The organism is Streptomyces sp. CA-249302, assembly GCF_050936785.1.
Classification (GTDB): Bacteria; Actinomycetota; Actinomycetes; order Streptomycetales; family Streptomycetaceae; genus Streptomyces.
The window spans coordinates 2,951,400-2,977,738 of sequence record NZ_JBNJMG010000001.1 but is presented as its reverse complement, the minus strand read 5'-3'; the positions used below and the strand labels follow the sequence as shown (position 1 = coordinate 2,977,738).

Below are 26,339 nucleotides of genomic sequence, written 5' to 3'. Positions count from 1 at the left end.
TCACCTGTGAGTTGCGCCATGGCCATGCGGATATCCCGACGGGGCCTTGCCGGACGGTGCCCGGCATCGGAGATCATCCTGGGAGAACCCTGTACGACACCCTGGAGCTCACCCCTTGAAACGCCCCGCCCTGCTGCTCGTCGCCCTCGCCCTCCTGCTGGCGGGATGCAGCTCCGTGTCCGACTCCGGGTCGTCCGGCAAGCGCTGGCAGCCGCGCCCCGGCGTCGCCTGGCAGTGGCAGCTCAGCGGCAAGAAGGTCGACACCTCCGTCGACGTGCCGGTCTACGACATCGACGGCTTCGACCAGCCCAGGTCGACGGTGACCGCGCTGCACCGCAAGGGCCGCAAGGTCATCTGCTACCTCTCGACCGGCGCCTACGAGGACTGGCGGCCGGACGCGAAGAAGTTCCCCAGGTCGGTGATCGGCAAGGGCAACGGCTGGGAAGGCGAGAGCTGGCTGGACATCCGGAAGACGAGCGTCCTGGCACCCCTGATGGCGGCCCGCTTCGACATGTGCCGCAAGAAGGGCTTCGACGCGGTGGAGCCGGACAACATGGACGGCTACAAGAACACCACCGGCTTCCCGCTCACCGCCGCCGACCAGCTCCGCTACAACCGCCTGATCGCCAAGCTGGCCCACGACCGGGGCATGGCCGTCGGCCTGAAGAACGACCTCGACCAAATCCCGGACCTGGTGGGGGACTTCGACTTCGCGGTCAACGAACAGTGCGCCCAGTACGACGAGTGCGCGGCCATGAAGCCGTTCATCAGGGCGGACAAGGCCGTCTTCCACGTCGAGTACGAGCTGCCGACGAGCCGCTTCTGCCCGGAGGTCCGGCGCCTGAAGTTCAGCTCGATGCTCAAGAAGTACGAACTGGGGGCATGGCGCCGGGCGTGCTGACGCCGAGCCCGGTGACCGTCGTACCGGCGACCCGGTCGGCGAGCGAGCGGCGGGTGGGGGCGAGCACCGGCAGCGCGTTGAACAGGAAGACGAACACCGCCAGCGCCCACACCAGCACCGACAGCAGGAACTGCCGCTCGACCAGCAGCACGCAGGCGACGGCGTAGACGGCGATGTCGGCGGCCGTGGTGACCAGCGCACGCACGGCGGCCCGTCGAGGCGCGCTCGGGGTGACCTTCAGGCCGAGCAGACCCTTGCCGATGGTGCGGCCGGCGAAGGTGAGGCAGCCCCACTGGTAGAGGAAGGTGGCCACGACCAGCGCGCCGATGGCCTCCTCGGTGGCGCGGACCGCCGTGCGCCACATCGAGAGCCCGAGGTCCGCCGAGGCGCCGATCACGTCACCGTGCGAGAACAGCAGGTCGAGGCCGCCACGGGTGGCGATCTCGGGCATGTCGGTGACGAGCCCGGCTATCCGGTGGAAGGTGAGCACGGCCAGCCCGGCGGCCAGCGTCAGCACCAGCGCGAAGTCGATGAACCAGGCCATGGCACGACGCAGCTTCGGCACGAACATCCCCCGATCGACCAACACTTGTCCGTGTACGGTGAACGAGACTAGTGCCCCAGGGACAACACCAGCAGCGAAACCGTCGCAGCCGTCTCGGCGAGCCCGCCGAACACATCGCCGGTGACCCCGCCGAACCGGCGGGTGCAGTGCCGCAGGAGGAGTTCGGCGACCCCCGCCGACACGACGACCGCGAGCGCCGTACGGACGATGTCGTACGACGACACGAGCGCCCCCGCGCCCGCCGCCACCGCGGTCACCACCACGGCCGCGGCCACCGCGCCCCGTACCGGCACCACCCCCGCGACCGCCGCCCCCAGCCCCTCGGGGCGTGCGGCCGGCACACCCGCCCTGGCCGCCAGGGTGAGCGCCAGCCGGGCCGCGGTCGCCGAGACCACGGCCGCCAGCGCGCCCCGGCCCCACGAGCCGCCGTAGGCCTGGGCGAGCGCGGCCACTTGGGCGAACAGCACGAAGACGAGGGTGATGACCCCGAACGGCCCGATGTCCGACTGCTTCATGATCCGCAGCGCGTCCTCGGCGGGCTTCCCGCTGCCGAGCCCGTCCGCGGTGTCCGCGAGCCCGTCCAGGTGCAGACCCCGGGTGAGCGCGGCGGGTACGGCCACGGAGGCGACGGCGGCGAGCAGCGGGCCCGCGCCGAGAGCCAGCAGGAGTACGCCGAGCAGGGCCGCGGAGCCGCCCACGACCAGCCCGGCCAGCGGGGCGCAGAGCATGCCGCCGCGGGCCGCGTCCCGGTCCCAGCGGGTCACCTTCACCGGCAGCACGGTGAGCGTGCCGAAGGCGAAACGGAGGCCGTCCGGCCAGGGGGTCTTGGAGGGTTCGGGCACCGGCGCAGGTTACCCGGCGGTCCGCGGGAGGCACGCGGCGGCCGTGGATACAGTGCGCATATGGGACATTGGCTACAGCGCAACATCATCGAGCCCGGCAAGCTGCCGCTGCTCCTCGCCCTCACCGCGTTCGTGCTGACGTTCCTGATCACCCGGGTCATCACCCGTCTCATCCGGGCGGGCAAGGGGCCCTTCGGCAACGTCAAGGCGGGCGGGCTGCACATCCATCACGTGGTGCCGGGCGTCATCCTGACCGTCGTCGGCGGCTTCGGGGCGGTGGCCAGCGGCCGGCACGGCTTCGGCGCGGCCGTCTGCGCGGTGATCTTCGGGGTCGGCGCCGGTCTGGTCCTCGACGAGTTCGCGCTGATCCTGCACCTCGACGACGTCTACTGGACCGAGGAGGGCCGCAAGAGCGTCGAGGTCGTGGTGCTGACGGCGGCTCTGGTCGGCCTGATGCTCGCCGGCTTCTCGCCGTTCGGCGTCAACGACATGAGTGCGGAGGAACTCCAGGACCGCGGCAGCGTGATCTCGACCGTCGCGATCAACTTCCTCTTCTCCCTGGTCGTCCTGAGCAAGGGCAAGGCCCGGATGGCGATCTTCAGCGTGATCGTCCCGCTGGTCGGCCTGATCGGCATGGTCCGGCTGGCCCGGCCCGCCTCCCCGTGGGCCCGCCGCTTCTACGGCCGCCGCCCGCGCGCCCGCGCCAAGTCCATCCTGCGCGCCTACCACCACGACCGCCGCTGGGCCGGACCCCGCCGCAGGATTCAGGACCTGATCGGCGGAAAGCCGGACCCCGACCCCGTCCTGGAGCGCCGGTGACGGTGCCGCAGCGCCGAGATCCCGATCAGCAGCACCACCGCCCCGATCGCCGCCAGGTGCTCCTTGCCGGCGAGGTTCCCCTTCAGCATCACCTCGACCACCATCGCCGCGGCCACCACACCCGCCGTGACGTGGGCGCCGTACCGCCATCCGACGAAGACGGCCAGGCCCACCACGGCCGCCGACGGGCCGGTGTCCACGACCAGGGCGTCCGAGGCGGGCAGGCCGAGGAGGTTGTCGAAGCCGAGCCGGATGCCCACGCGCGCGTACAGCGTCCCGGCGAGGGTGGCGGTGTACGCGATGACGAGGGTGCGCCACTGGCCGAGGCAGATCTCCGCGATACCGAACACGAACAGGATCTGTGCGAGGGCGCCCCAGACCGGCAGGTCGAGGGCGGGCACGAACAGCGACACGGGAGTACGGAGCAGGGCCGACCACAGCGGATCCTCGGCCCGCACTCCCCCCACGTCCTGCACGAACCGGTAGCCCCATGACTGGTTCTGCACGAGCTGTATGGCCGCCGTCAGCGCCACCGCCGCGAGCGTCATCGGGATCGCCCGCCACCGCCGCTTGACCAGCGGTTCGCGCACCGTGACGTACAGGAGCCCCCATTCGGCACGGGCCCAGCGGGCGAGGGTGTTCATCCGGCGGTCCTCGTCTGTGCGGTTCCGGGTCCTGTGCCGACTGCTCTAGCGGTGCGTCTCGAGGTGCTTGCGGTGCAGCCACTTGGGCAGGCCGGGCGCCTCCAGGAAGCCCTCCGCGCGGGCCGACGCGATGCCGATGCGCGGGAGGTCCGCGCTCTTCTCGAAGAGCAGGAACCGCGGCTCCCAGATGGGCCGGTACTTGGCGTTGGCGCGGTACAGCGACTCGATCTGCCACCAGCGCGAGAAGAAGCTCAGCAGCGAGCGCCACAGCCGCAGCACCGGCCCGGCGCCGAGCCGGGCACCGCGTTCGAAGACCGAGCGGAACATGGCGAAGTTGAGCGAGACCTGGGTGATGCCGATCTCCCCGGCGCGGCGCAGGAGTTCGAGCACCATGAACTCCATCAGCCCGTTGTCGGAGTCCCGGTCGCGCCGCATGAGGTCGAGGGAGAGCCCGTGCGGCCCCCAGGGCACGAAGGACAGCACGGCCTTCAACTCGCCCTGCCCGTCCGAGCATTCGAGCATCACGCACTGCCCGTCCTCGGGGTCCCCGAGCCGCCCGAGTGCCATGCTGAAACCGCGCTCGGTCGCCCCGTCCCGCCAGTCGTCGGCCCGCTTGAGCAGATACGCCATCTCGTCCGCCGGGATGTCCTCGTGCCGCCGGATCCGCACCGTGTACCCGGCCCGCTTCACCCGGTTGTAGGCCTGCCGCACGGTCCGCATGGCCCGCCCCTCCAGGGTGAACTCGGCGACCTCCACCAGGGCTTCGTCGCCGAGCTCCAGCGCGTCCAGACCATGCCGCGCGTACACGGTCCCGGCCTCCTCGCTCGCGCCCATCACCGCCGGGATCCACCCGTGCGCCCGCGCCTCGGCCAGCCACGGGTCGATGGCACCCGGCCAGGCCTCCGGATCGCCGATCGGATCGCCGGAGGCCAGCGAGACGCCGCCCACCACCCGGTAGGCGACGGCGGCCTTCCCGGTCGGCGACCACACCACGCTCTTCTCCCGGCGCAGCGAGAAGTAGCCGAGGGAGTCCCGCTCGCCGTTCCTGTCGAGCAGCACCCGCAGCCGCTTCTCGTCGTCCTCGGTGATCGGGTCGACGGCGCGCCGGGAGCGGAAGGCGGCGTAGAAGACGGCGAGGACGAGGGCGGTGCTGAGCGCGTTGATGGCGACGTTGACCCAGTTCGGCGCGTCGACGCCGGGGAAGCGGGACTCGTCCACGGCGACCGACACCAGCCGGAAGGTGCCGTAGCGCCAGCGCTCCAGGAAGGTCGAACTCGCCGCGTCCGGCGCCTGGTTGGTGACGGTCACCAGCAGGCCGGCCAGCAGCGAGGCGACCAGTGTGCCGCCGACCGCGACGGCGGCGGCGAGTCTCGGGTTGGAGCGGTCGCCCTTGGCGTAGAACTCCCTGCGACCGACGAGCAGCGCGGCCACGAAGGCGGCGGTGAGGGCCAGCGAGATCCAGTTCTGGGCGTACTGCCGGATCTCCGGGAAGGACAGGGCGAAGCCGAACAGGGCGAGGAAGGGGCCGGCCAGCGCGAGGTTGAGGATCCACGCGGCCCGTTTGCGGCGCCTCATGGTGATGGCGAGGAACGCCGTGAACACGCCGGAGGCGAAGCCCGCGGTCAGCAGGTACGGCGTGAAGAAGTTCTCCTGGTTGTGCCGGCGCACGTCCTGCCCCAGGGAGAGCCATACGGCACTGAGGAAGTTGACGAACGCGACGGCCCGCAGGTACCAGACGGCGAAAGCGGCGGCCCGCCGCGAGGCGGTGGTGGACCGGCGGGCCCGCTCGCCCGGCCTGGCCGGGACACGTTCCTGCGGTACGTCAATTCGGGCATCTCCCATGAGAAGGGATCATATGGTGGATGCCCCGGCCAACCCCTCCATCTTTCGGCTGGGGTCGGTCGACTTCCGGCTCTTCTCAGACCGGGTCGGTCTCTTCTTTCTCCGGTTCCTCGGAAACCGCAGGCTCTTCGTCGACCGTCGGCTTCTCCGGCAGCTCCGCGGCCAGCGCCGCCGCGGCCTGTACGAGGGGCAGCGCCAGCAGCGCCCCCGCGCCCTCGCCCACCGTCACGCCGTGCGACAGCAGCGGTTCCAGCGCCATCCGGTCCAGGGCCTTCGCCTGCCCCGGCTCCCCGCTGTCGTGCGCCGCCAGCCACCAGTCCGGCGCCCGGAACGCGATCCGCTGCGCCACCAGCGCACACGCGGCCGCGACGACGCCGTCCAGAATCACCGGCGTCTTGCGCACCGCGCTCTGGAGCAGGAACCCGGTCATCGCCGTGAGGTCGGCCCCGCCCACGGTCGCGAGCAGCTGCAACTGGTCCCCGAGCACCGGCCGGGCCCGCCGCAGCGCGTCCCGGATCGCCGCGCACTTGCGCATCCACGCCAGGTCGTCGATCGCGAGCCCGCCCCGCCCGGTCACCACCGACGCGTCGGTCCCGCACAGCGCGGCGACCAGCACACCGGCCGCCGTCGTCCCGCCCACGCTCACATCGCCGAGCACCACCAGATCCGTACCGGCGTCGGCCTCCTCGTCGGCCACCGTGACCCCGGCCCGGAACGCCGCCTCGGCCTCCTCGGCCGTCAGCGCGTCCTCGACGTCGATACGGCCGCTGCCGCGCCGCACCCGGTGCCGTACCACCTCGTCGGGCAGCGAGTCCGGGTCGCAGTCCAGGGCCAGGTCGACGATCCGCACCGGGACGCCGAGCCGGCGGGCCAGCACCGAGACCGGACGGCCGCCCTCCAGGATCTCCCGCACGAGCTCGCCGGCGCTGCCCGCGGGCCGTGCCGAGACGCCCAGTTCGGCGATGCCGTGGTCGCCGGCGAAGAGCACCACCCGGGGCTGTTCGATCGGCCGTACCGGCACCGAGGCCTGTGCCGCGGACAGCCACTCACCCAGGTCGTCGAGGCGGCCCAGCGATCCGGGCGGCACGATCTGACGCTCCCGGCGCGCCTCCGCGTCGCGGCGCACCCCGCCGTCGGGGCGCTCGATCAGATCGGTGAAGTCGTCGAGATTAAGCGAGCTCATTCGCCGAACAGTACCGGCACCGATCGAACGTCATCGCGCCACATCGCCACCACGCGCCCCGGACGTCGTTGCTCCCAAGATCAAGATCCCATACTTTCCGTTTTGCAGTGGATTGTCCTACGTCCCCGGGAGCCGTCCATGAACTCCGTGAACCGTCTGCGCACCCGCGTCCGCGACCTCGACCGACAACGCCGCCACCGCTCAACCGCCCGCGCGGTCCTGAGAGTTCTCCCCGAACCGGAGAGCTGGCTGGACGTCGGCACGGGCGACGCGCACTTCCCCGAGACCGCCCGCGAGCTCTTCCCGTACACGTCCTTCGACGGCACGGACACCACCACCCGCGTGACACGGGCCCGCGAGGCCGAACGCATCGAGGAGGCCCACGTCGGCACCCTCGCGGACCTGGCGACGGCCCTGCGCGCCCGCTACGACGTCGTCACCCTGCTCCGCCCCCCGGCCACCGCCGAGGAACTCGACGCGGCCGTGGCGGCCCTGCGCCCCGCCGGCATCCTGCTTCTGGAGTTCCCCCAGTCCCACGCGGACGCCCTCCGCACCGAGCTGGACCCCCGCCCCTGCACGATCCTCACCACGACCCGCCTAGTCCTCGACCGCTTCGCCACCAACACCCACCGCGTCGTCGCGCGCCGGGACCCCTCACCCTCGTAGCACCGAGGCCTGACCCGCCACCACCAGCACCACCTGCTCGCACTCGTCCGCGAACGCGGCGTTCAGCCGCCCGAGTTCGTCCCGGTACCGCCGCCCCGACACCGTGGCCGGCACGATCCCCGACCCCACCTCGTTCGATACGGCGACCACGGTCCGCCGGGACGCGCGCACCGCCTCCGTCAGCTCGCGCACCCGGTCCCGCAGAGCCCGTTCGCCGCCGTCCGCCCACACCGCGTCGTCCCACGCCCCGACGGAGTCCATCGCGTCCGTCAGCCACAGGGAGAGACAGTCGATCAGCAACGGCGCCCCGTCCTCGGCCAGCAGCGGTACGAGGTCGCAGGTCTCCGTCGTACGCCAGGAGCCCGGTCGCCGCTCGCGGTGCGCGGCGACCCGCGTGGCCCACTCGGTGTCGCCGCCGCGCCGACCGCCGGTCGCCACGTACAGCACGTCCGGGAAGGCCTCCAGGCGGCGCTCGGCCTCCACCGACTTCCCGGACCGCGCCCCGCCGAGCACCAGTGTCCGCCGCGGCACGTCGGGCACGTCCTCGTAGACGCCCACGGTCAGCGTCGCCCCGTCCGGCACGGCCCGCGCCCCGGCCGCCGCGAGCCGCCGCCGCAACTCGGCACCCGGCGGCACGTCATGGTCCAGATGTACGGCGATGACATCGGTGGTCGGCCCGACGGCACCGGACGCTCGCAGCTTGGCGAGGGCGTCCGGGCGGCCTACTACGTCGGATAGTAGTATGTCACATACCATTGAGCCGTTGGTCTCCAGCCCGGCCGGCGCCGCCCCCGGCGGCAGATACAGCAGCCGCTGCCCGTTCGGGCCGGTCACCGCGTACCCCGTGCCCGGCGCGTCCATCGCCACCGCCCGGACCCGATGCCCCGTCAGCAGCGCCAGCTCCCGCCCGTCCGGCACCCGCCCCGGCTGCGGCAGCCCGGCCGGCACCTCCACGGCCGGTCCATCGTGCGGATGGGTCAGCAGCACCTGCCGTACACCGCCCAGCGAATGGCCCGCCCGCGCGGCCGCGAACGCCGCGCCCGGCGTCAGGTCCAGCAGCAGGGTCCCGTCCACCAGCAGCGCGGTCGCCGCGCGCGCGTCCTGGCCGAGCGCGACCGCGCACGCCGCGCAGGGGCAGTCGGGGCGGGGGAGTCCCGCGGGGGCACCGGTACCGAGCAGAGTCACTTCCACAGGAATGATTTTCGCCGCTCACCTTTGGTACTGCGCCACGGGATACGCCCTAAGGGGCGCGGGACGTATCGATATGCGGCCACCGCCGCGGGTGCGCGACCAACCCCCACCGGCCGGTACGCGATCAACTACCGTAGGTTGCTCACGGCTCAACTCAGCGGAGGCGACATGGCGGCATGGACGTGGCGGTTCGAGAAGGCCGACGGCGGGGAGGTCCAGCCCGCGGTGCAGCCCGAGGAGTTCACCACGCAGGGCGATGCCGAGTCGTGGATCGGGGAGCACTGGAAGGCCCTCCTCGAAGGCGGCGCCGAGCAGGTGCGGCTGTTCGAGGACGCCGCGGAGATCTACGGGCCGATGAGCCTGCGTTCCGCGGAGGCGTAGGACGCCAAGGGGGCGGCCCGACTGCTCGCAGGCCGCCCCCCGCCTCACTGCTCGCCCAGCGTCACGTCGGTCTTCTTCTCGTCCCCGTTGCGGGTGTACGTCACCGACGTCCTGTCACCGGGCTTGTCCGCCGCCAGCGCCTCGGACAGGGACGTGATGGTGGTGATGTCCGTGTCACCGAGCCGGGTGATGACGTCCCCGGCCTCGATCCCGGCCTGGTCGGCCGCCCCGCCGCTCTTCACCTCGACCACCGCGACGCCGGCGGCCTTGAATTCGTCGTCCACGACCGTACGGCCCGTGATGCCGAGCGCGGCCCGGCCCGAGTCGGTGACCTTGCCGTCCTTGATGATCTGGTCGGCGACCGTCCGCACCATCGACGCCGGGATCGCGAACCCGATGCCGGGCGCGGCGCTGTTGCCCATGTTGGGGTCGATGGCGGCGAGCGTCGGGATGCCGATGACCTGCCCGTCCAGGTCGACCAGGGCGCCGCCGCTGTTGCCGGGGTTGATGGCCGCGGAGGTCTGGATCATGTTCGGGATCGTCGCCCCCGTGCTCCCGTCCGAGCCGCCCTCGCTCACCGTCCGCCCGGTGGCCGACACGATTCCCTGCGTCACGCTGGACGACAGCCCCAGCGGCGAGCCCATCGCCAGCACGATCTGCCCGACCTGGACCTTCGCGGAGTCCCCGAACATGGCCGCCTTCAGCCCGTCCGGCACCTTGTCCAGCTTGATGACGGCGAGGTCCTGCTCCGGGTACGAGTAGACGAGCTTCGCGGTCAGCGTGTCCTCGCTGTTGGCGGTCGTCACCTCGAAGGTCTTCTCGTCCCCGACGACGTGCGCGTTGGTGACGATGTGCCCCTTGTCGTCATACACGACCCCCGACCCGAGATCACTGCTCGCCTGGATCTGCACGACCGACGGCAGAACGTCCTTGATCACCTTCTGGTAGTCGCTCTGCAGATCGTTGCCCGACGCGGGTACGGCGGCCTGCGCGGCCTGCTTGGTCGACGCGTCCGACTTCCCGGCGGAACCGGAGTCCGAGCAGGCGGTCAGCAGCGCGAGCGCGGCGAGGGGAGCGAGCAGACGGAGGGCACGGGTGCGGGAGACGTCCATGCCCCGAGTCTCACTTCGGGGTGATCGTCCGGCTTGTACTGCTCCCCCGAACGAGCGCATCCGCGGATGCCCCGGGCCGCTAGCCGCGCACTCCGCACAGGTGCAGCAGTGCCGCCACCGACCGGTACGGATCCGTCCGCCCGGCCCGCTCCTCCGCCGCCAGCAGTGTCTCCACGTCGGCCGGGGCCTCCGCGTCGTCCGTCGCCGTGTCCGTGAACACCCGCACCCCGTACCAGGCGTGCAGCGGCGCGCCGATGCCGGCGAGCGCGTTCGTCAGCGTCTCCAGCCGGTCGGCCCGGACATCGAGGCCCAGCCGGTTCGTGTACGACACGGTGTCGAAGGAGGCCAGGGCGCCGGCCCAGTCGCCGTACAGCCCGGGCCGCATCGCGAGCGCGTCCGCGTTGCGCACCAGCAGCGACAGCAGGCCCCCGGGGCCAGCATCCGCGCCAGCCCCGCCAGCAGGGCGTCCGGCTCCTCGACGTACATGAGCACGCCGTGGCAGAGCACCACGTCGAAGCTGCCCGGCAGGAAGTGCACCCCGGTGTCCCGGCCGTCGCCCTGCACGATCCGCACCCGCTCCCGGATGCCCTCGGGCTCGGCCGCCAGGGCCTCCCGCGCGGCCGCGACCATGGTGGCGTCCTGCTCGACGCCGGTCACCTGGTGTCCGGCCCGGGCCAGCCGCAGTGCCTGCGTGCCCTGGCCCATCCCCACGTCGAGCACCCGCAGCCGCTGCCCGACCGGGTACCGCCCGGCTATCTGCTCGTCGAGCTGCCGGGCCACCAACTCCTGCCGTACGGCGTTCCGCAGCCCACCCAGCTTCGCCAGCCAGGATTCCGCCGCGCCCCCGGAGAACGACGTAGTGCTCAGGGCCGCTCTCCGCGCTTGACCTGCGGCTTCGGCAGCCGGAGCCGACGCATCTGGAGCGAGCGCATCAGGGCGTACCGAGTCGCGCCCTTGGTGCTCTGGCCGGGGAAGCGCGCGGCGAGCGCCTTGCGCAGCCGGAAGACGCTGACGATCGCGTCGACCACGATCAGCACGATCACGACCAGCCACAGCAGCAGCGCGATGTTCTGCAGCGAGGCCACCCGCACCACGCTCAGCACCAGGATGACCACGGCCATCGGCAGGAAGAACTCCGCCACGTTCAACCGCGAGTCGACCCAGTCGCGGGCGAACTTGCGCACCGGGCCCTTGTCGCGGGCGGGCAGATACCGCTCGTCACCGCCGGCCAGCGCCTGGCGCTGCCGCTCCAGGGCGGCACGGCGGTCCTCGCGCTGCCGCTTGGCCGCGTCCTTGCGCGTCAGCGAGGTGTTGGCCACGCTGCGGCGCTGGGACTGGGCCTCACTGCGCTTGGGCGTGGGGCGGCCCTTGGGGGCCTGCGGGTCACGGGTCTGCTTGGAGTCGGTCAAGCCCGCCTTGTCGGCGGGGGCCTTCTCTTCCTTGGCACGGCTACGGAACACAAAACCCAAGGGTAAGGGGTCCCGGGGTTGGACCCCAGCCCCGCGGGGAACGATCCGGCAACACCAGTCGTCATGTAAGGGACAGAGGGGGCGGTTTTCCAGGGGGATCCCGGCAGGGATCTCTGCAAGACACCTGGGGGGCCACCTACTCCCTACGCCGGAGCGGCAGCGCGTGCAGTCGTCCTTGGGGATGAGCGCATCCGTCCCGGAACAGTGCGTCAATGGATGCAGGGCCCGTACTGTGGGTTCTGTCGCAGAGCTGGAGCTGGAAGTCCGTCAGAAGGGGGCGCGCGAAGCCCATGAGCGGTGTCATGAAGCGTATGGGGATGATCTTCCGCGCGAAGGCGAACAAGGCCCTTGACCGGGCCGAGGACCCGCGCGAAACCCTCGATTACTCGTACCAGAAGCAGCTGGAGCTGCTCCAGAAGGTGCGCCGCGGAGTGGCCGACGTGGCCACCTCCCGCAAGCGTCTGGAACTGCAGCTCAACCAGCTCCAGTCCCAGTCCTCCAAGCTGGAGGACCAGGGCCGCAAGGCGCTCGCGCTGGGCCGCGAGGACCTGGCCCGCGAGGCGCTCTCCCGCCGCGCCGCGCTCCAGCAGCAGGTCACCGACCTCGAGACGCAGCACGCGACGCTCCAGGGCGAGGAGGAGAAGCTCACCCTTGCGGCCCAGCGGCTCCAGGCCAAGGTCGACGCCTTCCGCACCAAGAAGGAGACGATCAAGGCCACGTACACCGCGGCGCAGGCCCAGACCCGCATCGGCGAGGCCTTCTCCGGCATCTCGGATGAGATGGGCGACGTCGGTCTCGCGATCCAGCGTGCCGAGGACAAGACGGCGCAGCTCCAGGCCCGCGCCGGCGCGATCGACGAGCTGCTCGCCTCGGGCGCCCTGGACGACCAGTCCGGCATGCACAAGGACGAGATCCAGGCCGAGCTGGACCGGATCTCCGGCGGTTCGGACGTGGAGCTGGAACTGCAGCGCATGAAGGCGGAGCTGGCCGGCGGCTCGCCCCAGCAGGCGATCGAGGGCGGCACAGGGCAGGCTCAGTCCCAGCAGCAGCCGCAGGACACCCCGCGCTTCGACAAGCAGTGACGAACGCCGGGGGCCACGCCTAGGAGGGCCGACATGGGCGACATGGTCGTACGGATCATGGGGGAGGGGCAGGTGAGGCTGGCCGACAGCCACCTCACCGAACTCAACAAGCTGGACGACGAACTCCTGAGGGAGATGGAGAAAGGCGACGGCCCGGGCTTCCGCCGCACCCTCGCCGCCCTCCTGACCAAGGTCCGCGAACTGGGCACCCCCCTCCCGGACGACGCCCTCGAACCCTCCGACCTGATCCTCCCGTCCCCGGACGCGACCCTCCAGGAGGTCCGCGACCTGCTCAGCGACGACGGCCTGATCCCGGGCTGACGGTTTTTTGGGGCGGCAGCCCCCAAGGGCGGCAAGGCAAGGTACGGCTACCAGCAGTTCCGGCCCACACCGACGCCCCGTAATGTTCAAACGTGAGCGGCACCCTGGAACGCAGCAGACGGCACCTGAAGGCGCACCCCCTCGCCCTGGACGCGACCCTCGCGGCCGGCGTCCTCGTCTGCATGGTGGCCGGCTCCTTCGTGGACCCGCACGGCGCCGACGGCGTCACCTGGGGCGTCCGCACCCCCGACCCCCTCGCCCTGGTGCTCATGACCCTCGGCGCCCTCGCCCTGGTCTTCCGCCGCCGCGCCCCCAGAACCGTCCTCGCCCTCACCGGCACCGTCTCCGTCGTCGAATGCGTGATCGGCGACCCCCGCGCCCCCGTCGCCATGTCGGCCGTCATCGCCCTCTTCACCGTCGCCGCCAGCACCGACCGCCCCACCACCTGGCGCCTCGGCCTGCTCACGATGACCGTCCTGACCGGCGCCGCGATGCTCGGCGGCCCCCTCCCGTGGTACGCCCAGGAGAACCTCGCGATCTTCGCCTGGACCGGCATCGGCGCCACCGCGGGCGATGCCGTACGAAGCCGTAGAGCCGTCGTACAGGCCATCCGCGAGCGGGCCGAACGAGCCGAGCGCACCCGCGAGGAGGAGGCCCGGCGCCGGGTCGCCGAGGAACGCCTCCGCATCGCCCGCGACCTGCACGACGTCGTCGCCCATCACATCGCCCTCGTCAACGTCCAGGCCGGAGTCGCCGCGCACGTCATGGACAAGCGCCCCGACCAGGCCAAGGAAGCCCTCGCCCACGTCCGAGAGGCCAGCCGCTCCGCGCTCAACGAACTCCGGGCCACCGTCGGCCTGCTCCGACAGTCCGGCGACCCCGAGGCCCCCACCGAACCCGCCCCGGGCCTCAGCCGCCTCGACGAACTCGTCGGCACCTTCCGCAGTGCGGGCCTGCACGTTGAGGTCGCCCGCGCCGACCATGGCACCACCCTCCCCGCCGCCGTCGACCTGGCCGCCTACCGCGTCATCCAGGAAGCCCTCACCAACGTCCAGAAACACGCGGGTACGGAGGCGAAGGCCGAGGTCAGCGTCGTACGCGTCGGCCCGAACGTCGAGATCACCGTCCTGGACAACGGCGCCGGCGAGGACGACGACCCCGACAGCGGCGGCGGTCACGGCCTGCTCGGCATGCGCGAGCGCGTCACCGCCCTGCGCGGCACCCTCACCACCGGCCCCCGCTACGGCGGCGGCTTCCGCGTCCATGCGATCCTGCCCGTCAAGACCCGTACGGCCACCACCGGGGGAAGCGTATGACCATCCGTGTCCTGCTCGCCGACGACCAGGCCCTGCTGCGCAGCGCCTTCCGCGTCCTGGTCGACTCCGAGCCCGACATGGAGGTGGTGGGCGAGGCCTCCGACGGCGCCGAGGCGGTACGGCTGGCCAAGCAGGAGCGGGCCGACGTCGTCCTCATGGACATCCGGATGCCGGGCACGGACGGCCTCGCCGCCACCCGCATGATCAGCACCGACCCCACCCTGGCGCATGTCCGGATCGTCATCCTCACCACCTTCGAGGTCGACGACTACGTCGTGCAGTCCCTGCGGGCCGGCGCCTCCGGCTTCCTCGGCAAGGGCAGCGAACCGGACGAGCTGCTCAACGCCATCCGGGTCGCGGCCGGCGGCGAGGCGCTGCTCTCGCCGACCGCCACCAAGGGCCTGATCGCCCGCTTCCTCGCCCAGGGCGACGCCTCCGACGACGACCGTGACCCCGGCCGCGCCGAACGCCTCGAAGCGCTCACCGTCCGCGAGCGCGAGGTCCTCGTCCAGGTGGCCGGCGGCCACTCCAACGACGAGATCGCCGAGCGCCTGGAGGTCAGCCCGCTGACCGTGAAGACGCACGTCAACCGGGCCATGGCCAAGCTGGGCGCCCGCGACCGGGCGCAGCTGGTGGTGATCGCTTACGAGTCCGGGCTGGTACGTCCGAGGGTGGAGTGAGCTCAACCCGTCCGTACTGCGCCGGGAGTAGGCGCCGTATAAGGAAATGGACCTGGGGGCTACGGATCGCCTCACATGGATGGCACAGGGTTTAGGGGCCACCGCTTCTGCCGCTCACAGAGACGAGAACCCTCACCCATGTCCTGGCTGTCCCGATTCAGCCTCGCGCAACGGGCCCTGATCGGCCTGATGTCCGTCATCGCACTCGCCTTCGGGGCGATCGCGATACCCCAGCTGAAACAGCAACTCCTGCCCACCATCGAACTGCCCGTGGTCTCCGTCCTCGCGCCCTACCAGGGCGCGTCCCCGGACGTCGTGGAGAAGCAGGTCGTCGAGCCCATCGAGGACAACCTCGAAGCCGTCGACGGCATTTCGGGCGTCACCTCCACGGCGAGCGAGGGCAACGCCGTGATCATGGCGTCCTTCGACTACGGCCCCGACACCAAGCAGCTGGTCGCCGACGTCCAGCAGGCCGTCAACCGGGCCCGCGCCCAGCTCCCGGACGCCGTCGACCCGCAGGTCGTCGCCGGTTCCACGGACGACATGCCGACGGTCACCCTCGCCGTCACCTCCGACAAGGACCAGCAGGCCCTCGCCGACCAGCTCGACCGGACGGTCGTACCGGCCCTGAAGGACATCGACGGCACCGGCCAGGTCACCGTCAACGGTGTCCGTGACCTCCAGGTCGCCGTCACGCCGGACGAGAAGAGGCTGGCACAGGCGGGCCTCACCAGTGCTTCGCTGAGCCAGGCCCTGCAGGCGGGCGGCGCGACCGTCCCGGCGGGCTCCTTCGACGAGGACGGCAACAACCGTACGGTCCAAGTGGGCGGCGGATTCACCTCGTTGAAGCAGATCCAGGACCTGATGGTCACGGCCCAGGGCACTTCGGCGAAGAAGCCGGTACGGCTGTCGGATGTGGCGTCCGTCGAGCAGGAGCAGGCCCCCGCCGACTCCATCACCCGCACCGACGGCAAGCCCTCCCTCGCCGTGACGGTCACCATGGACCACGACGGCTCCGCGGTCGCCATCTCCAACGCGGTCGAGGACGAACTCCCGGCGCTGCGCAAGGACTTGGGCTCCGGCGCGACGATCACCGTCGTCAGCGACCAGGGCCCGGCGGTCTCGAAGTCCATCAGCGGCCTGACCACGGAGGGCGGCCTCGGCCTGCTCTTCGCGGTCCTGGTCATCCTGGTCTTCCTGGCGTCGGTCCGCTCCACGCTCGTCACGGCGGTGTCCATCCCGCTCTCGATCGTGCTGGCCCTGATCGTCCTGTGGACCCGCGACCTCTCGCTCAACATGCTCACGCTCGGCGCGCTGACCATCGCCATCGGCCGGGTCGTCGACGACTCGATCGTGGTCCTGGAGAACATCAAACGGCACCTGGGCTACGGCGAGGAACGTCAGGAGGCCATCCTCAAGGCGGTCCGCGAGGTCGCGGGCGCGGTCACCTCCTCGACCCTCACCACGGTCGCCGTCTTCCTGCCGGTCGGCCTGGTCGGCGGCATGGTGGGCCAGCTGTTCGGCCCGTTCAGCCTGACGGTGACGGCGGCCCTGCTGGCCTCGCTCCTGGTGTCGCTGACGGTCGTACCGGTCCTGTCGTACTGGTTCCTGCGCGCCCCCAAGAACACGCCCGAGGACGCTGAGGAAGCCCGCCGCCAGGCCGAGGAGAAGGAGGCGAGCAGCCGCCTCCAGCGCCTCTACGTCCCCGTCCTCCGCTTCGCGACCCGCCGCCGGCTTACGAGCGTCCTGCTGGCGGCCGTGATCCTCATCGGCACCTTCGGCATGGCGCCCCTCCTGAAGACCAACTTCTTCGACCAGGGCGACCAGGAAGTCCTCACCGTCAAGCAGGAGTTGAAGCCGGGCACCAGCCTGGCGGCCACCGACGAGCAGGCGAAGAAGGTCGAGAACCTGCTCGCCGGGGTCAAGGGCGTCAAGGACTACCAGGTGACCGTCGGCTCGTCCGGTTTCATGGCGGCCTTCGGCGGCGGTACGGACACCAACCAGGCGTCGTATCAAGTGATGTTGAAGGACGACGCGTCCTCCGACGACGTGACCGACGCCATCGAGGCGGGACTGAAGAAGCTCTCCGGGATCGGCACGACCACCGTGTCCGCCGGTGACGGCTTCGGCAGCCAGGACCTGAGCGTGGTCGTGAAGTCGGCCGACGCGGGCGTCCTGCGCACGGCCTCGGAGCAGGTGCGGGCCGCGGTGGCGAGCCTCGACGACGTCACGGACGTGACCAGCGACCTCTCGCAGAGCGTGCCGCGCATCACGGTGAGGGCCAACTCCAAGGCGGCCGCGGCCGGTTACGACGACCAGACGCTCGGCGCGGTGGTGGCCGAGGCGGTCAAGGGCACGACGGCGGCGAAGGCGACCCTGGACGACACGGAACGCGACGTCGTCATCAAGTCGCCGAAGCCGGCGCAAACCCTCGGCCGGCTCCGTGACTTGAACCTCGGCCGGGTCAAGCTGGGTGACATCGCCACCGTCCAACTGGTCGACGGCCCGGTCGCGATGACCCGCATCGACGGCCAACGCGCCGCTACCATCACGGCGAAGCCGACCGGCGACAACACGGGAGCGGTGAGCAACGCCCTCACCTCGAAGCTCGACTCCCTGAAGCTCCCGGCAGGCGCCACGGCGCAGATCGGCGGCGTCACCTCCGACCAGGACAGCGCGTTCAAGAACCTCGGTCTGGCGATGCTGGCGGCGATCGCGATCGTCTTCATGCTCCTGGTGGCGACCTTCCGCTCCCTGGCCCAGCCCCTGATCCTCCTGGTCTCCATCCCGTTCGCGGCGACGGGAGCGATCGGCCTCCTGGTGCTGACGGGCACCCCGATGGGCGTCCCCGCGATGATCGGCATGCTGATGCTGATCGGCATCGTGGTGACGAACGCGATCGTCCTGATCGACCTGATCAACCAGTACAGGCAGCAGGGTTACGGCGTAGTGGAGGCCGTGGTGGAGGGTGGCCGCCACCGTCTGCGCCCCATCCTGATGACCGCACTGGCGACCATCTTCGCCCTGCTGCCCATGGCCCTGGGTGTCACGGGAGAGGGCGGCTTCATCGCCCAGCCGCTCGCGGTGGTGGTGATCGGCGGCCTGATCACGTCGACACTGCTGACACTGCTGCTCGTACCGACGCTGTACGCGATGCTCGAACTCCGCAAGGAGCGGCGGGCGAGGAAGCGGGCGGCGAGGAAGGGCGGGCTGCCTTCGCAGCAGCCGACCCCGGCCGCCGAAGAAGAACCGGAGCCGGCCGGAGTCTGACCGCACTGATTCCCACCATGCCCGTCCCGGGAGAAGTCCCGGGGCGGGCACGGCTGTTGTGCCCATTGGGCGGAACGGGCCCTGGAACGTGGGCTTGTGCGTGCATAGGCTGCATGTCCGGGTGATCATGACTTGAGTTGGCGGTGCGGGAGGTCAATGAGGCCGGCGGGATCGAGGGACGGCCACTCGAACTGTTGGTCCGGGACACCGCGGCCGACCCGGACCGGGCCGCGGCGGCCGTGGAGGAGTTGGCCGGCCTGGGCGTGGCCGCGCTGGCGGGGGAGTACCACAGCGTGGTCGCGCGCGCCGCCACCGCGAGGGCGGACGCCCTCGGCGTTCCCTTCCTCTGCTCATCGGCGGTGCTGGACGAGCTCACCGACCAGCCGACGAACTGGGTCGCGCGCATAGCTCCAGCACAATCCCGTGGCTGGCGGCTCTACGCCGACTTCCTCCTCGGCGCGGGTCACCCCCACATCGCCGTAGCAACCCAACCGAGCGTCTACTGGGCCTCCGGAACCCGCGTCCTCCGCGACCACCTCGCGCCACACGGCGGCACGGTCACCGAACTCGACATGCGCACGCTCACCCCCAAGACCCTCTGCGACGAACTGGCCGCCAACGGCGCGACAGCCCTCCTCCTCCTGGTCGGTCACCCGGAGCCGACGGTGCCGATCGTGAAGTCCGTCCGCGGTGACGAGCGCCTCGCCGAGGTCCTGATCGGCGCACCGGCGGGACAGCCGGAGTTCGCGGAATGGGCGGCGCTGCTGGGTGCGGACGGCACCCTCCTTCGTCGCCTTCGAGGGCTACGACACGGTCACCGCCCTGGCCGAAGCACTGCGCGCCGGCGGCGCGGACCGGGCGCGAACTGCCGGATCCTGGCCGCGCGTTGAGGTCGAGGGCACCCGCGGACAGATCCGGTTCTCCCGCACGCCGGGCATCGGCGTCCGGCAGTGGGCCTGGCCGCCGGTCCAGGTCGTGGATCGAGATCCGGCAAATCCCGATCGCTTTCGAATCCTTCACGTCGGCTGAGAATTGGCGCAACGGTTTGACGAATCAGGGCAAACTGCGATGTCTATATGTCCTGCACCATGTGCAGCCCATCCAGCGTGGAGGCGGCGTATACGACTGGTGGATCGGGCGCTTGCTCATCGCCCCATCGAGTTGTAGTCGCAGCCGGCTCGCCATCGGTCTCAGCAGACTCTCCACCCGCACCCACCTCCCCCGTCACCCTCGTTACATATGCTGACCCCTCGAACAGCCGCGCGCAGAGAGGGGATTCGGGCGTGCCCTTGCACAAGGACGACCCGAAGTCGGTCGGCGGGTACCGGCTGGTCGATCGGCTGGGGGCCGGTGGGATGGGGATCGTGTACCGGGGGCGGGCCCGCTCCGGGCGTGAGGTCGCCGTCAAGGTGGTGCATGCGCAGTACGCCGAGGACCAGGTCTTCCGCGCTCGGTTCCGGCAGGAGATCGACGCCGTCCGCAAAGTGAGCGGCGCCTTCACCGCACCCGTCGTCGACGCCGACCCGGAGGCCGTACGGCCCTGGATGGCCACCCAGTACGTGCCGGCACGCTCCCTCGCCGAGCAGATACGCGAGTTCGGGGCCCTCCGCCCGGCCCAACTGCGGCAACTGGCCCTCGGATTGGTCGAGGCCCTGCGCGACATCCACCGGGCCGGCGTCGTGCACCGGGACCTCAAGCCGGCCAATGTACTCATGGCCGAGGACGGCCCCCGCGTCATCGACTTCGGCATCTCCCGCGCCGCCGAGAGCGGCAACGGCAACACCCTCACCGAGACAGGGCAGTTGATCGGCACCCCGCCCTTCATGTCCCCGGAGCAGTTCACCGACGCCCGCTCCGTCGGCCCCGCCTCCGACGTCTTCTCGCTCGGCGCGCTGCTCGTGTTCTCGGCCACCGGGAGCGGCCCGTTCGACGCCGACAGTCCCTATATGACCGCCTTCCGGGTCGTGCACGAAGCGCCCGTACTGGACGGCGTGGCCCAGCCGCTCCGCGCGATCCTGGAGCGCTGTCTCACCAAGGACGTCACCGACCGGCCCGGACTCGACGTACTGGCAAAGGAGTTCGCCGACGCCCTGCCCGAACCGGACCCCGCCGACCCGCCCACCATGACCCTCCGCTCGGACGGGCTGCTCGGCGCGGGCACGTTCCCCGGCAACGCCACCGACCGCACGGCAGCGACCGGTTCGGGCCGCAGGGGCGGCGGCCGCGCAGGATCGGGTACGAGCGGATCGGGTGCGAGCGGATCGGGTACGGCCGGATCGGGCCGCCGTGGCCTGGCCCGCCCCCTCTGGGCGGCCGTCGGGACCGTCGGCGCGGTGGGGCTCGGACTGCTCGCCTACATCACCTACGGCCCCGGCTTCCCGCAGAGCTGGAGCGGCGGATCGAGCCCCGCGCCCGCCTCCTCCCGCTGGGCCGCCGTGCCCACCGGCTGGACGCCCTGGCGGACCACGGTGTTCAAGGAGGCGCGGTGGGGCGAGGTCAACGCGCTCGGCGCGGCCGACGGTCCGCCGTCGGGCAGCCAGTCGGAGTGTCTGAGCCAGGGGGACGCCGTCTACTGCGGAGGCGACGGCGTGCTGCCGGTGCGGCTGGACGGGCGGACCGGGAAGACGGTCTGGCGCGCCGCTCTCGCCGCACCGGGCGACGACCCCACCGGGTACAACTCCTCGGTCGTCGGTGTGTACGACGGAGTGGTCCTCGTCCGGCAGGCCGTCGCCAAGGAGGGCTCCGCGACCAACCCGACCGCGGTCGTCGCCCTCGACGCGAAGGACGGCAACGAGCTGTGGCAGCGCAAGGTCGACGGCGACGTCGACCCGGTCATGTCCGGCAGCCTGGTCCTGACGCCCGAGACCGGCGGCCGTACCATGACCGCCCGCAACCCCCGTACCGGCGCGGCCCGTTGGGTGATGCAGCTGCCCGCCCGCGACTACTGCACCTTCCTGTCCGCCGGCAGCGGCCTGTACGCCCAGTGCTACCCGACGGAGCAGAACGCGAAGTACTCCGCGCTCCTGGAGGTGAACACCGGCGACGGAACCGTCACCGCTCGCCAGCAGGTCCCCTTCGAGAGCGGTCTCATCGGAGTCGTGGACAGCCACCCGGCGCTGCTCCTGGCCGAGGGCGAGAGCGGCTCGGTGTCCCTGGAGGACTCCACGTTCGGCAGGATCCTGCTGACCGACCCGACGACCGGGGGCCAGGTGACGACGAAGCTTGCGAAGACGTACGACGGCTCCGCGACGCTGGCGGTCGGCACCCTGTGGATCACGGGCTCGAACGGCCAGGTGACCGCGGTGTCCGCGCTGACCGGCAAGGCCCTCTGGCAGACCCGCACCAGCGTGGAGTACTCCGGCCCGCCGACCTACGACTCCCGCACCCACACCCTCTACCTGGCCAGCCCCAGCGGCCGGGTGGCGGCCCTGGACACCCGCAAGGGCACCCTCCTGTGGGAGACCGCCGCCCGGACCGACGGAGGATCGCCGGACGACGCGGCCAGTCCCAAGGTCCTCCTGTACGGCGGCGCCGTGACCGTCATGACCCCCGACGGCACCCTCTTCAGCCTCGACCCCGCCCACCCCGACCGGACGTCCGAGTCGGGGTGAGACGAGGCCCTGCGGCTACGGCAGCGCCAGCATCCGCTCCAGCGCCAGCTTCGCGAACGCCTCGGTCTCCCGGTCGACCTCGATGCGGTTGACCAGCTTGCCCTCCGCAAGGGTCTCCAGGGCCCAGACCAGGTGCGGGAGGTCGATGCGGTTCATCGTCGAGCAGAAGCAGACCGTCTTGTCGAGGAAGACGATCTCCTTGCCCTCCGGCGCGAAACGGTTCGCGAGGCGGCGGACCAGGTTCAGCTCCGTGCCGATGGCCCACTTGGAGCCGGCCGGGGCCGCCTCCAGCGCCTTGATGATGTACTCCGTCGAGCCGACGTAGTCCGCCGCGGCCACGACCTCGTGCCGGCACTCGGGGTGCACCAGGACGTTCACCCCGGGGATACGGGCGCGGACGTCCTCGACCGATTCGAGGGAGAAGCGGCCGTGCACCGAGCAGTGGCCGCGCCACAGGATCATCTTCGCGTCCCGCAGCTGCTCGGCGGTCAGGCCGCCGTTCGGCTTGTGCGGGTTGTAGAGGACGCAGTCCTCCAGGGACATGCCCATGTCGCGGACGGCGGTGTTGCGGCCCAGGTGCTGGTCGGGCAGGAAGAGCACCTTGTCGCCCTGCTCGAAGGCCCACTCCAGGGCCCGCTGGGCGTTGGAGGAGGTGCAGATCGTGCCGCCGTGCTTGCCGGTGAACGCCTTGATGTCCGCGGACGAGTTCATGTACGAGACGGGCACGACCTGCTCGGCTATGCCGGCCTCGGTCAGCACGTCCCAGCACTCGGCGACCTGCTCGGCCGTCGCCATGTCGGCCATCGAGCAGCCGGCGGCGAGGTCGGGCAGGACCACCTTCTGGTCGTCCGACGTCAGGATGTCGGCGGACTCGGCCATGAAGTGCACACCGCAGAAGACGATGTACTCGGCCTCCGGGCGGGCGGCCGCGTCCCGGGCCAGCTTGAAGGAGTCGCCCGTGACGTCCGCGAACTGGATGACCTCGTCGCGCTGGTAGTGGTGGCCGAGCACGAACACCTTGTCGCCGAGCTTCGCCTTGGCGGCACGGGCGCGCTCGACCAGGTCCGGGTCGGAGGGCGAGGGCAGGTCGCCGGGGCACTCGACACCCCGCTCACTCCTCGGGTCGGCCTCGCGGCCGAGCAGCAGCAGGGCGAGCGGAGACGGCTGTACGTCGAGCTCCGGGGTCTGGGCGGTGGTCACGACACGCACCCTTTCTTTTCGTCGAACTGACGTTATCTATCATAACCCGCTTCACGTCACCTTGACGATGGTCATTGCGTCGATGTGACGTGAATCCCGCCATCGTGCCGCCGGGCCCCATTGGGCCGCTGTTCGCTTCGGCTCGCGTGTGCGAGCATGAAAGGCAGGCGAAAGACAAAGACAAGTGCTCGGCCCGGAATGAATCCGCGGCCCCGGCGGTTGGAACCGTCGGCAAGCAGTCTCCGTACAACCCGGGAGAGATGTAGATGTCCGTATCGGACGAGACCAGCACCGTCACCGACGGCATCATCCTGTCCGACGCCGCCGCGGCGAAGGTCAAGGCCCTGCTCGACCAGGAAGGCCGTGACGACCTGGCCCTGCGTGTCGCCGTCCAGCCCGGTGGCTGCTCCGGCCTGCGCTACCAGCTCTTCTTCGACGAGCGTTCCCTCGACGGCGACGTGGTCAAGGACTTCGGCGGCGTCAAGGTCGTCACCGACCGCATGAGCGCCCCGTACCTGGGCGGCGCGTCCATCGACTTCGTCGACACCATCGAGAAGCAGGGCTTCACGATCGACAACCCGAACGCGACGGGCTCCTGCGCCTGCGGCGACAGCTTCAGCTAAGCCCCGCAGTCCTGAACACGCCGAAGGCGGCGGCCCCCTCCGACAGGGCCGCCGCCTTCGCGCACGTCCGGGGCTGCTGCGGGTTACTGCACCTCGGCCGTCGTCCGCGGCAGCCGCGCCCCCGGCTTCACCTGCGGAATCTCCTTGCCGTCCGAGCCGACGACCGTCCGGTCGCCGAGCGGCTCGTCCAGCTGCACCGTCTTCGTCATCTCCTTGGCGATCATGATGCAGACCTTGCCCTGCCAGGGCGTCTCGGTCACCGTCACGGTCACCTGGGCCGAGCCCTCGGTCGCCTTCGCGTCGTAGTCGCCGCAGACCCCGCCCGTGAAGGTGACGGTCAGCGCGTTGCCGTCGGCCGTGTAGCCGTCCACCTTGATGTCCCGGGTGGCCGGCGCCGAGGTCGGCTGGTCGCTCGGGCCGGTCGCCGACGGGGTGGGCTCACCGGAGGGTGTGTTCGAGGCCAGGTACTTCGGGTCGATCGCGGGATACGTCACCGTGAAGGGGTCCTGCGCGCCCGACGCCCGCACCTCGAACAGCCAGGACGGCACCAGCGCGGCCCGCCCGCCGACGGTGTGCGAGGCCAGCCCGAACACCGCCTTCTCGACGGTGACCGTGTTCTGCGCGGGCGTCGCCGTCGCCGTCGCGGCCGAGGTCCCCTGACCGCACGGCTGCTCGAGACGGTCCTTCAGCGGTACGGGGGTGGCGCAGCCGCCGATGCCCATGCGGTGGTCGACGGTCGGCGCCGCGTTCAGCAGCTCCAGCGTCTTCTTCGCGCCCAGCACAGGGTACGTGTCGCCCTTCACCGGCGCCTTCAACTGCCCGCTGCCGCCGACCACTTCGCCCTGCGCGCTCACGGTCAGCCCGGTCGTCCAGCCGTAAGTGGGCAGTCCGCCCACCACCGGATCGGCGTTCACGGCCCGCTGCGCGCCCATGACCTGGCTCGCGTCGACCTTCGCGTCGTCCTGACCCACCGCCTTGAGAACCGGCGCGGCGGCCTTCTTGGCTGCCTCCTCGCTGACGGTGTCGCCGGCCGGGTTGGCCGGATCCTTCTGGCACACGATCGTGCTCTGACAGGCGTCGGTCCCGGCGGCGTACCGGTGGAAGGTCCAGGCCCCCGGCGCCTGCTTGTTCACGACGAGACTCGGCCCGGATCCGTCCTTGCTCGGCCCCACCTGCCAGGCCTGCCCCTGAGCCACGGGCGTCCCGTCCAGCCCGAGCGCCTTGGCCAGCCGCGCGACCTCGTCCTTGGTGACCTCGCCGGAGGCCTTGTAGACGGCCGCCGACGAGGGCCCACCGGGAAGACCGCCGTCTGCCTCGTACGTCACCCCGTACGGATTCGGCTCCCCGGGCGCGACGCCGTTGCCCCCGCTGTATCCGTCGAGCGCGAGCGGCGGGGGAGTCCCGTCATCCCCGGACGCCCCGGAACTCGTACCCCCACCGGACCCGCCGGAAGCGGAGGCGGCGAGGTACGCACCCCCACCACCGACGAGGAGCACGGCGGCGGCGACGGAGGCGATGAGCGCGGGGGAGCGCCGCCGGGGCGGGCGGGGGGTGTCGGCGGGAGTTTCATGGGGGCCGGGGACTTCGGCGGGGGCGACCTCCGGAGACCCGGCCGCTTCGGCAGCGCCCGCCTGAGCGGCTTCCGGCTCTTCGACAGCGGTGGCTTCGGCGGCGGACTTCGCGAGGGCCGATGCCTCCGGGCGGAGGCTCTCGGTGTCGGTGTCGGTGTCGGTGTCGGTGTCGGCGGTGGCGGCCTCGTCGGCGGCACCAGCCCCTCCGGCGGCACCGTCCCGCGCGGCTCCGGGCTTGTCCATCGGAGTGAGCTCGGCCGTCTCGGCGTCGGTCGTCGTGGCCTGCGCCGCACCGGCCTCCTCGGCGTCAGCCGCGGTGGCCTCCGTCGCATCGGCCGTCTCGGCGTCAGCCGCCGTGGCCTCCGCCGCGCCCGCCCTCTCGCCGTCGCCCTCCGTCTCCGCGCTCACCCGGCCCGCGTCGGCCTCCGCGTCCGCGGCCCGCTCAGGAGCGCCTGCGTCGGCCTCCGTACCCTCGGGAGTCCCCGCGCCCGTGGCGCGCCGCTCCTCCCCGTCGCCCCGCTCCTCGGCGGAGCCGGCGGCGTCGTTGTCGGGTCGCTCGGTGTTCACCGCATCGCTCCTTCACGTGCACAGCTGTCCATGACCCTGACCCGACCCTGTCAAAACGGGCGGAGTGGGGTCGTATCGCGCATCCCCTTTCCGGGGGACGGCGATGGGACGCACCGGGGGAGCGCACGGTTCCCTCGCACGCGCCGATACGGGCCACGGACGCCGTTCCGGCCGCCGTGGCCCGGTACCGGGCGGTGGCGGCGCCGTCAGTCGCCGTAGTCCGACATCGCGTCCAGGAGCCTCGCCGACCTCGGCGGCACGGTCACGCCGTGGATGAGCGACGGGGAGACCGGCCGGGCGGTGATCCGGTCGGGCACGGCCCAGTGGGGAACCATCCGGGCGCAGTCGCCCCGCAGCGACGCGAGGTCGCCTTCGAGGTCGACCGGGGCCGGAACGGGGACCTTCAGCTTCGTCATGACGGAACCGTATGCACGCCGAACCCCGCGAAGAAAGATCTACTATCGGGTAGTTTTGGCCACTTCC

Annotated in this window: 22 protein-coding genes and 2 pseudogenes; 12 read left to right on the top strand and 12 right to left on the bottom strand. The window is 71.3% G+C overall.

The genetic code is table 11. The features are described from left to right. The first annotated feature begins 115 nt into the window (after nucleotides 1-115). Nucleotides 116-901, top strand: coding sequence for an endo alpha-1,4 polygalactosaminidase (locus ACQEWB_RS13475; protein ID WP_432830475.1), 786 nt, complete (start codon nucleotides 116-118; stop codon nucleotides 899-901). Here ACQEWB_RS13475 and ACQEWB_RS13470 read toward each other — a convergent pair. Next, nucleotides 861-1,466, bottom strand: coding sequence for an RDD family protein (locus tag ACQEWB_RS13470; RefSeq protein WP_432830473.1), 606 nt, complete (start codon nucleotides 1,464-1,466; stop codon nucleotides 861-863). The two genes, ACQEWB_RS13475 and ACQEWB_RS13470, sit on opposite strands and share 41 nt — an antisense overlap. 47 nt (nucleotides 1,467-1,513) lie before the next feature. Next, nucleotides 1,514-2,308 carry an adenosylcobinamide-GDP ribazoletransferase gene (locus tag ACQEWB_RS13465; protein WP_432830471.1) on the bottom strand — a complete coding sequence of 265 codons (795 nt, stop codon included), beginning with the start codon at nucleotides 2,306-2,308 and terminating at the stop codon, nucleotides 1,514-1,516. A 60-nt stretch (nucleotides 2,309-2,368) separates the two neighbouring features. On the opposite strand from ACQEWB_RS13465, the gene ACQEWB_RS13460 reads away from it, so the two are divergent. Further along, complete coding sequence (locus ACQEWB_RS13460; RefSeq protein ID WP_432830469.1) at nucleotides 2,369-3,127, top strand: hypothetical protein; 759 nt, start codon at nucleotides 2,369-2,371, stop codon at nucleotides 3,125-3,127. On the opposite strand, the gene ACQEWB_RS13455 is transcribed toward ACQEWB_RS13460, so the two are convergent. The 3 genes from ACQEWB_RS13455 to cobT all read right to left on the bottom strand — a co-directional run bounded on the left by ACQEWB_RS13455 (nucleotide 3,073) and on the right by cobT (nucleotide 6,796). After that, nucleotides 3,073-3,771 (bottom strand): hypothetical protein, encoded by a 699-nt coding sequence (locus ACQEWB_RS13455; RefSeq protein WP_432830467.1) that lies wholly within the window; start codon nucleotides 3,769-3,771, stop codon nucleotides 3,073-3,075. The genes ACQEWB_RS13460 and ACQEWB_RS13455 overlap by 55 nt on opposite strands. Nucleotides 3,772-3,816: 45 nt before the next feature. Then, entirely contained in the window at nucleotides 3,817-5,613 is a 1,797-nt protein-coding gene (locus ACQEWB_RS13450; protein WP_432830465.1) for a phosphatidylglycerol lysyltransferase domain-containing protein, read from the bottom strand. 76 nt (nucleotides 5,614-5,689) lie between these two features. Then, nucleotides 5,690-6,796 (bottom strand): nicotinate-nucleotide--dimethylbenzimidazole phosphoribosyltransferase, encoded by a 1,107-nt coding sequence (gene cobT, locus ACQEWB_RS13445; RefSeq protein WP_432830463.1) that lies wholly within the window; start codon nucleotides 6,794-6,796, stop codon nucleotides 5,690-5,692. A 138-nt stretch (nucleotides 6,797-6,934) separates the two neighbouring features. Between cobT and ACQEWB_RS13440 the strand changes: the two genes are divergently transcribed. Then, nucleotides 6,935-7,462 (top strand): methyltransferase domain-containing protein, encoded by a 528-nt coding sequence (locus ACQEWB_RS13440; protein ID WP_432830461.1) that lies wholly within the window; start codon nucleotides 6,935-6,937, stop codon nucleotides 7,460-7,462. On the opposite strand, the gene ACQEWB_RS13435 is transcribed toward ACQEWB_RS13440, so the two are convergent. Beyond that, nucleotides 7,451-8,653: a bifunctional adenosylcobinamide kinase/adenosylcobinamide-phosphate guanylyltransferase gene (locus ACQEWB_RS13435; RefSeq protein WP_432830459.1), complete on the bottom strand. Its 1,203-nt coding sequence runs from the start codon at nucleotides 8,651-8,653 to the stop codon at nucleotides 7,451-7,453. The genes ACQEWB_RS13440 and ACQEWB_RS13435 overlap by 12 nt on opposite strands. Before the next feature lie 168 nt (nucleotides 8,654-8,821). Between ACQEWB_RS13435 and ACQEWB_RS13430 the strand changes: the two genes are divergently transcribed. Next, a complete protein-coding gene (locus ACQEWB_RS13430; protein WP_432830457.1) occupies nucleotides 8,822-9,034 on the top strand; it encodes a hypothetical protein in 213 nt (70 codons plus the stop codon). 44 nt (nucleotides 9,035-9,078) lie between these two features. On the opposite strand, the gene ACQEWB_RS13425 is transcribed toward ACQEWB_RS13430, so the two are convergent. The 3 genes and pseudogenes from ACQEWB_RS13425 to ACQEWB_RS13415 form a co-directional block, all read right to left on the bottom strand. Then, nucleotides 9,079-10,146 (bottom strand): S1C family serine protease, encoded by a 1,068-nt coding sequence (locus ACQEWB_RS13425; RefSeq protein ID WP_432830455.1) that lies wholly within the window; start codon nucleotides 10,144-10,146, stop codon nucleotides 9,079-9,081. Between the two features lie 79 nt (nucleotides 10,147-10,225). Further along, nucleotides 10,226-10,926, bottom strand: a pseudogene (locus tag ACQEWB_RS13420) (class I SAM-dependent methyltransferase). Between the two features lie 83 nt (nucleotides 10,927-11,009). Continuing rightward, the gene (locus ACQEWB_RS13415) at nucleotides 11,010-11,606 is read right to left on the bottom strand and encodes a DUF3043 domain-containing protein (protein WP_432830453.1); all 597 of its coding nucleotides are present in this window, start codon (nucleotides 11,604-11,606) and stop codon (nucleotides 11,010-11,012) included. A gap of 326 nt (nucleotides 11,607-11,932) precedes the next feature. On the opposite strand from ACQEWB_RS13415, the gene ACQEWB_RS13410 reads away from it, so the two are divergent. The 7 genes and pseudogenes from ACQEWB_RS13410 to ACQEWB_RS13380 all read left to right on the top strand — a co-directional run bounded on the left by ACQEWB_RS13410 (nucleotide 11,933) and on the right by ACQEWB_RS13380 (nucleotide 21,895). Next, on the top strand, nucleotides 11,933-12,697 hold the full coding sequence (locus tag ACQEWB_RS13410; protein ID WP_432843793.1) for a PspA/IM30 family protein: 765 nt from the start codon (nucleotides 11,933-11,935) through the stop codon (nucleotides 12,695-12,697). 42 nt (nucleotides 12,698-12,739) lie between these two features. Beyond that, on the top strand, nucleotides 12,740-13,018 hold the full coding sequence (gene pspAA / locus ACQEWB_RS13405; RefSeq protein ID WP_432843791.1) for a PspA-associated protein PspAA: 279 nt from the start codon (nucleotides 12,740-12,742) through the stop codon (nucleotides 13,016-13,018). Between the two features lie 92 nt (nucleotides 13,019-13,110). Then, nucleotides 13,111-14,334 (top strand): sensor histidine kinase, encoded by a 1,224-nt coding sequence (locus ACQEWB_RS13400; protein ID WP_432830451.1) that lies wholly within the window; start codon nucleotides 13,111-13,113, stop codon nucleotides 14,332-14,334. Beyond that, nucleotides 14,331-15,014: a response regulator gene (locus ACQEWB_RS13395; protein ID WP_432830449.1), complete on the top strand. Its 684-nt coding sequence runs from the start codon at nucleotides 14,331-14,333 to the stop codon at nucleotides 15,012-15,014. Before ACQEWB_RS13400 ends, ACQEWB_RS13395 begins: the two co-directional genes overlap by 4 nt. A gap of 138 nt (nucleotides 15,015-15,152) precedes the next feature. Further along, the gene (locus ACQEWB_RS13390) at nucleotides 15,153-18,284 is read left to right on the top strand and encodes an efflux RND transporter permease subunit (RefSeq protein WP_432830447.1); all 3,132 of its coding nucleotides are present in this window, start codon (nucleotides 15,153-15,155) and stop codon (nucleotides 18,282-18,284) included. Between the two features lie 137 nt (nucleotides 18,285-18,421). Then, nucleotides 18,422-19,313: pseudogene (locus ACQEWB_RS13385) on the top strand (ABC transporter substrate-binding protein). Nucleotides 19,314-19,567: 254 nt separating this feature from the next. Next, nucleotides 19,568-21,895 (top strand): protein kinase domain-containing protein, encoded by a 2,328-nt coding sequence (locus tag ACQEWB_RS13380; protein WP_432830445.1) that lies wholly within the window; start codon nucleotides 19,568-19,570, stop codon nucleotides 21,893-21,895. A 15-nt stretch (nucleotides 21,896-21,910) separates the two neighbouring features. Here ACQEWB_RS13380 and nadA read toward each other — a convergent pair whose 3' ends face one another. Continuing rightward, a complete protein-coding gene (gene nadA, locus ACQEWB_RS13375; RefSeq protein WP_432830443.1) occupies nucleotides 21,911-23,095 on the bottom strand; it encodes a quinolinate synthase NadA in 1,185 nt (394 codons plus the stop codon). Nucleotides 23,096-23,361: 266 nt separating this feature from the next. Between nadA and ACQEWB_RS13370 the strand changes: the two genes are divergently transcribed. Further along, nucleotides 23,362-23,718, top strand: a complete 357-nt coding sequence (locus ACQEWB_RS13370; protein WP_030582488.1) for an iron-sulfur cluster assembly accessory protein — start codon at nucleotides 23,362-23,364, stop codon at nucleotides 23,716-23,718. An 83-nt stretch (nucleotides 23,719-23,801) separates the two neighbouring features. Here the strand turns inward: ACQEWB_RS13370 and ACQEWB_RS13365 are convergent, their stop codons facing one another. Both ACQEWB_RS13365 and ACQEWB_RS13360 read right to left on the bottom strand, forming a co-directional pair. Further along, entirely contained in the window at nucleotides 23,802-25,856 is a 2,055-nt protein-coding gene (locus tag ACQEWB_RS13365) for a hypothetical protein (protein WP_432830441.1), read from the bottom strand. A 206-nt stretch (nucleotides 25,857-26,062) separates the two neighbouring features. Beyond that, nucleotides 26,063-26,272 carry a hypothetical protein gene (locus tag ACQEWB_RS13360; RefSeq protein WP_432830439.1) on the bottom strand — a complete coding sequence of 70 codons (210 nt, stop codon included), beginning with the start codon at nucleotides 26,270-26,272 and terminating at the stop codon, nucleotides 26,063-26,065. Nucleotides 26,273-26,339: the final 67 nt, after the last annotated feature.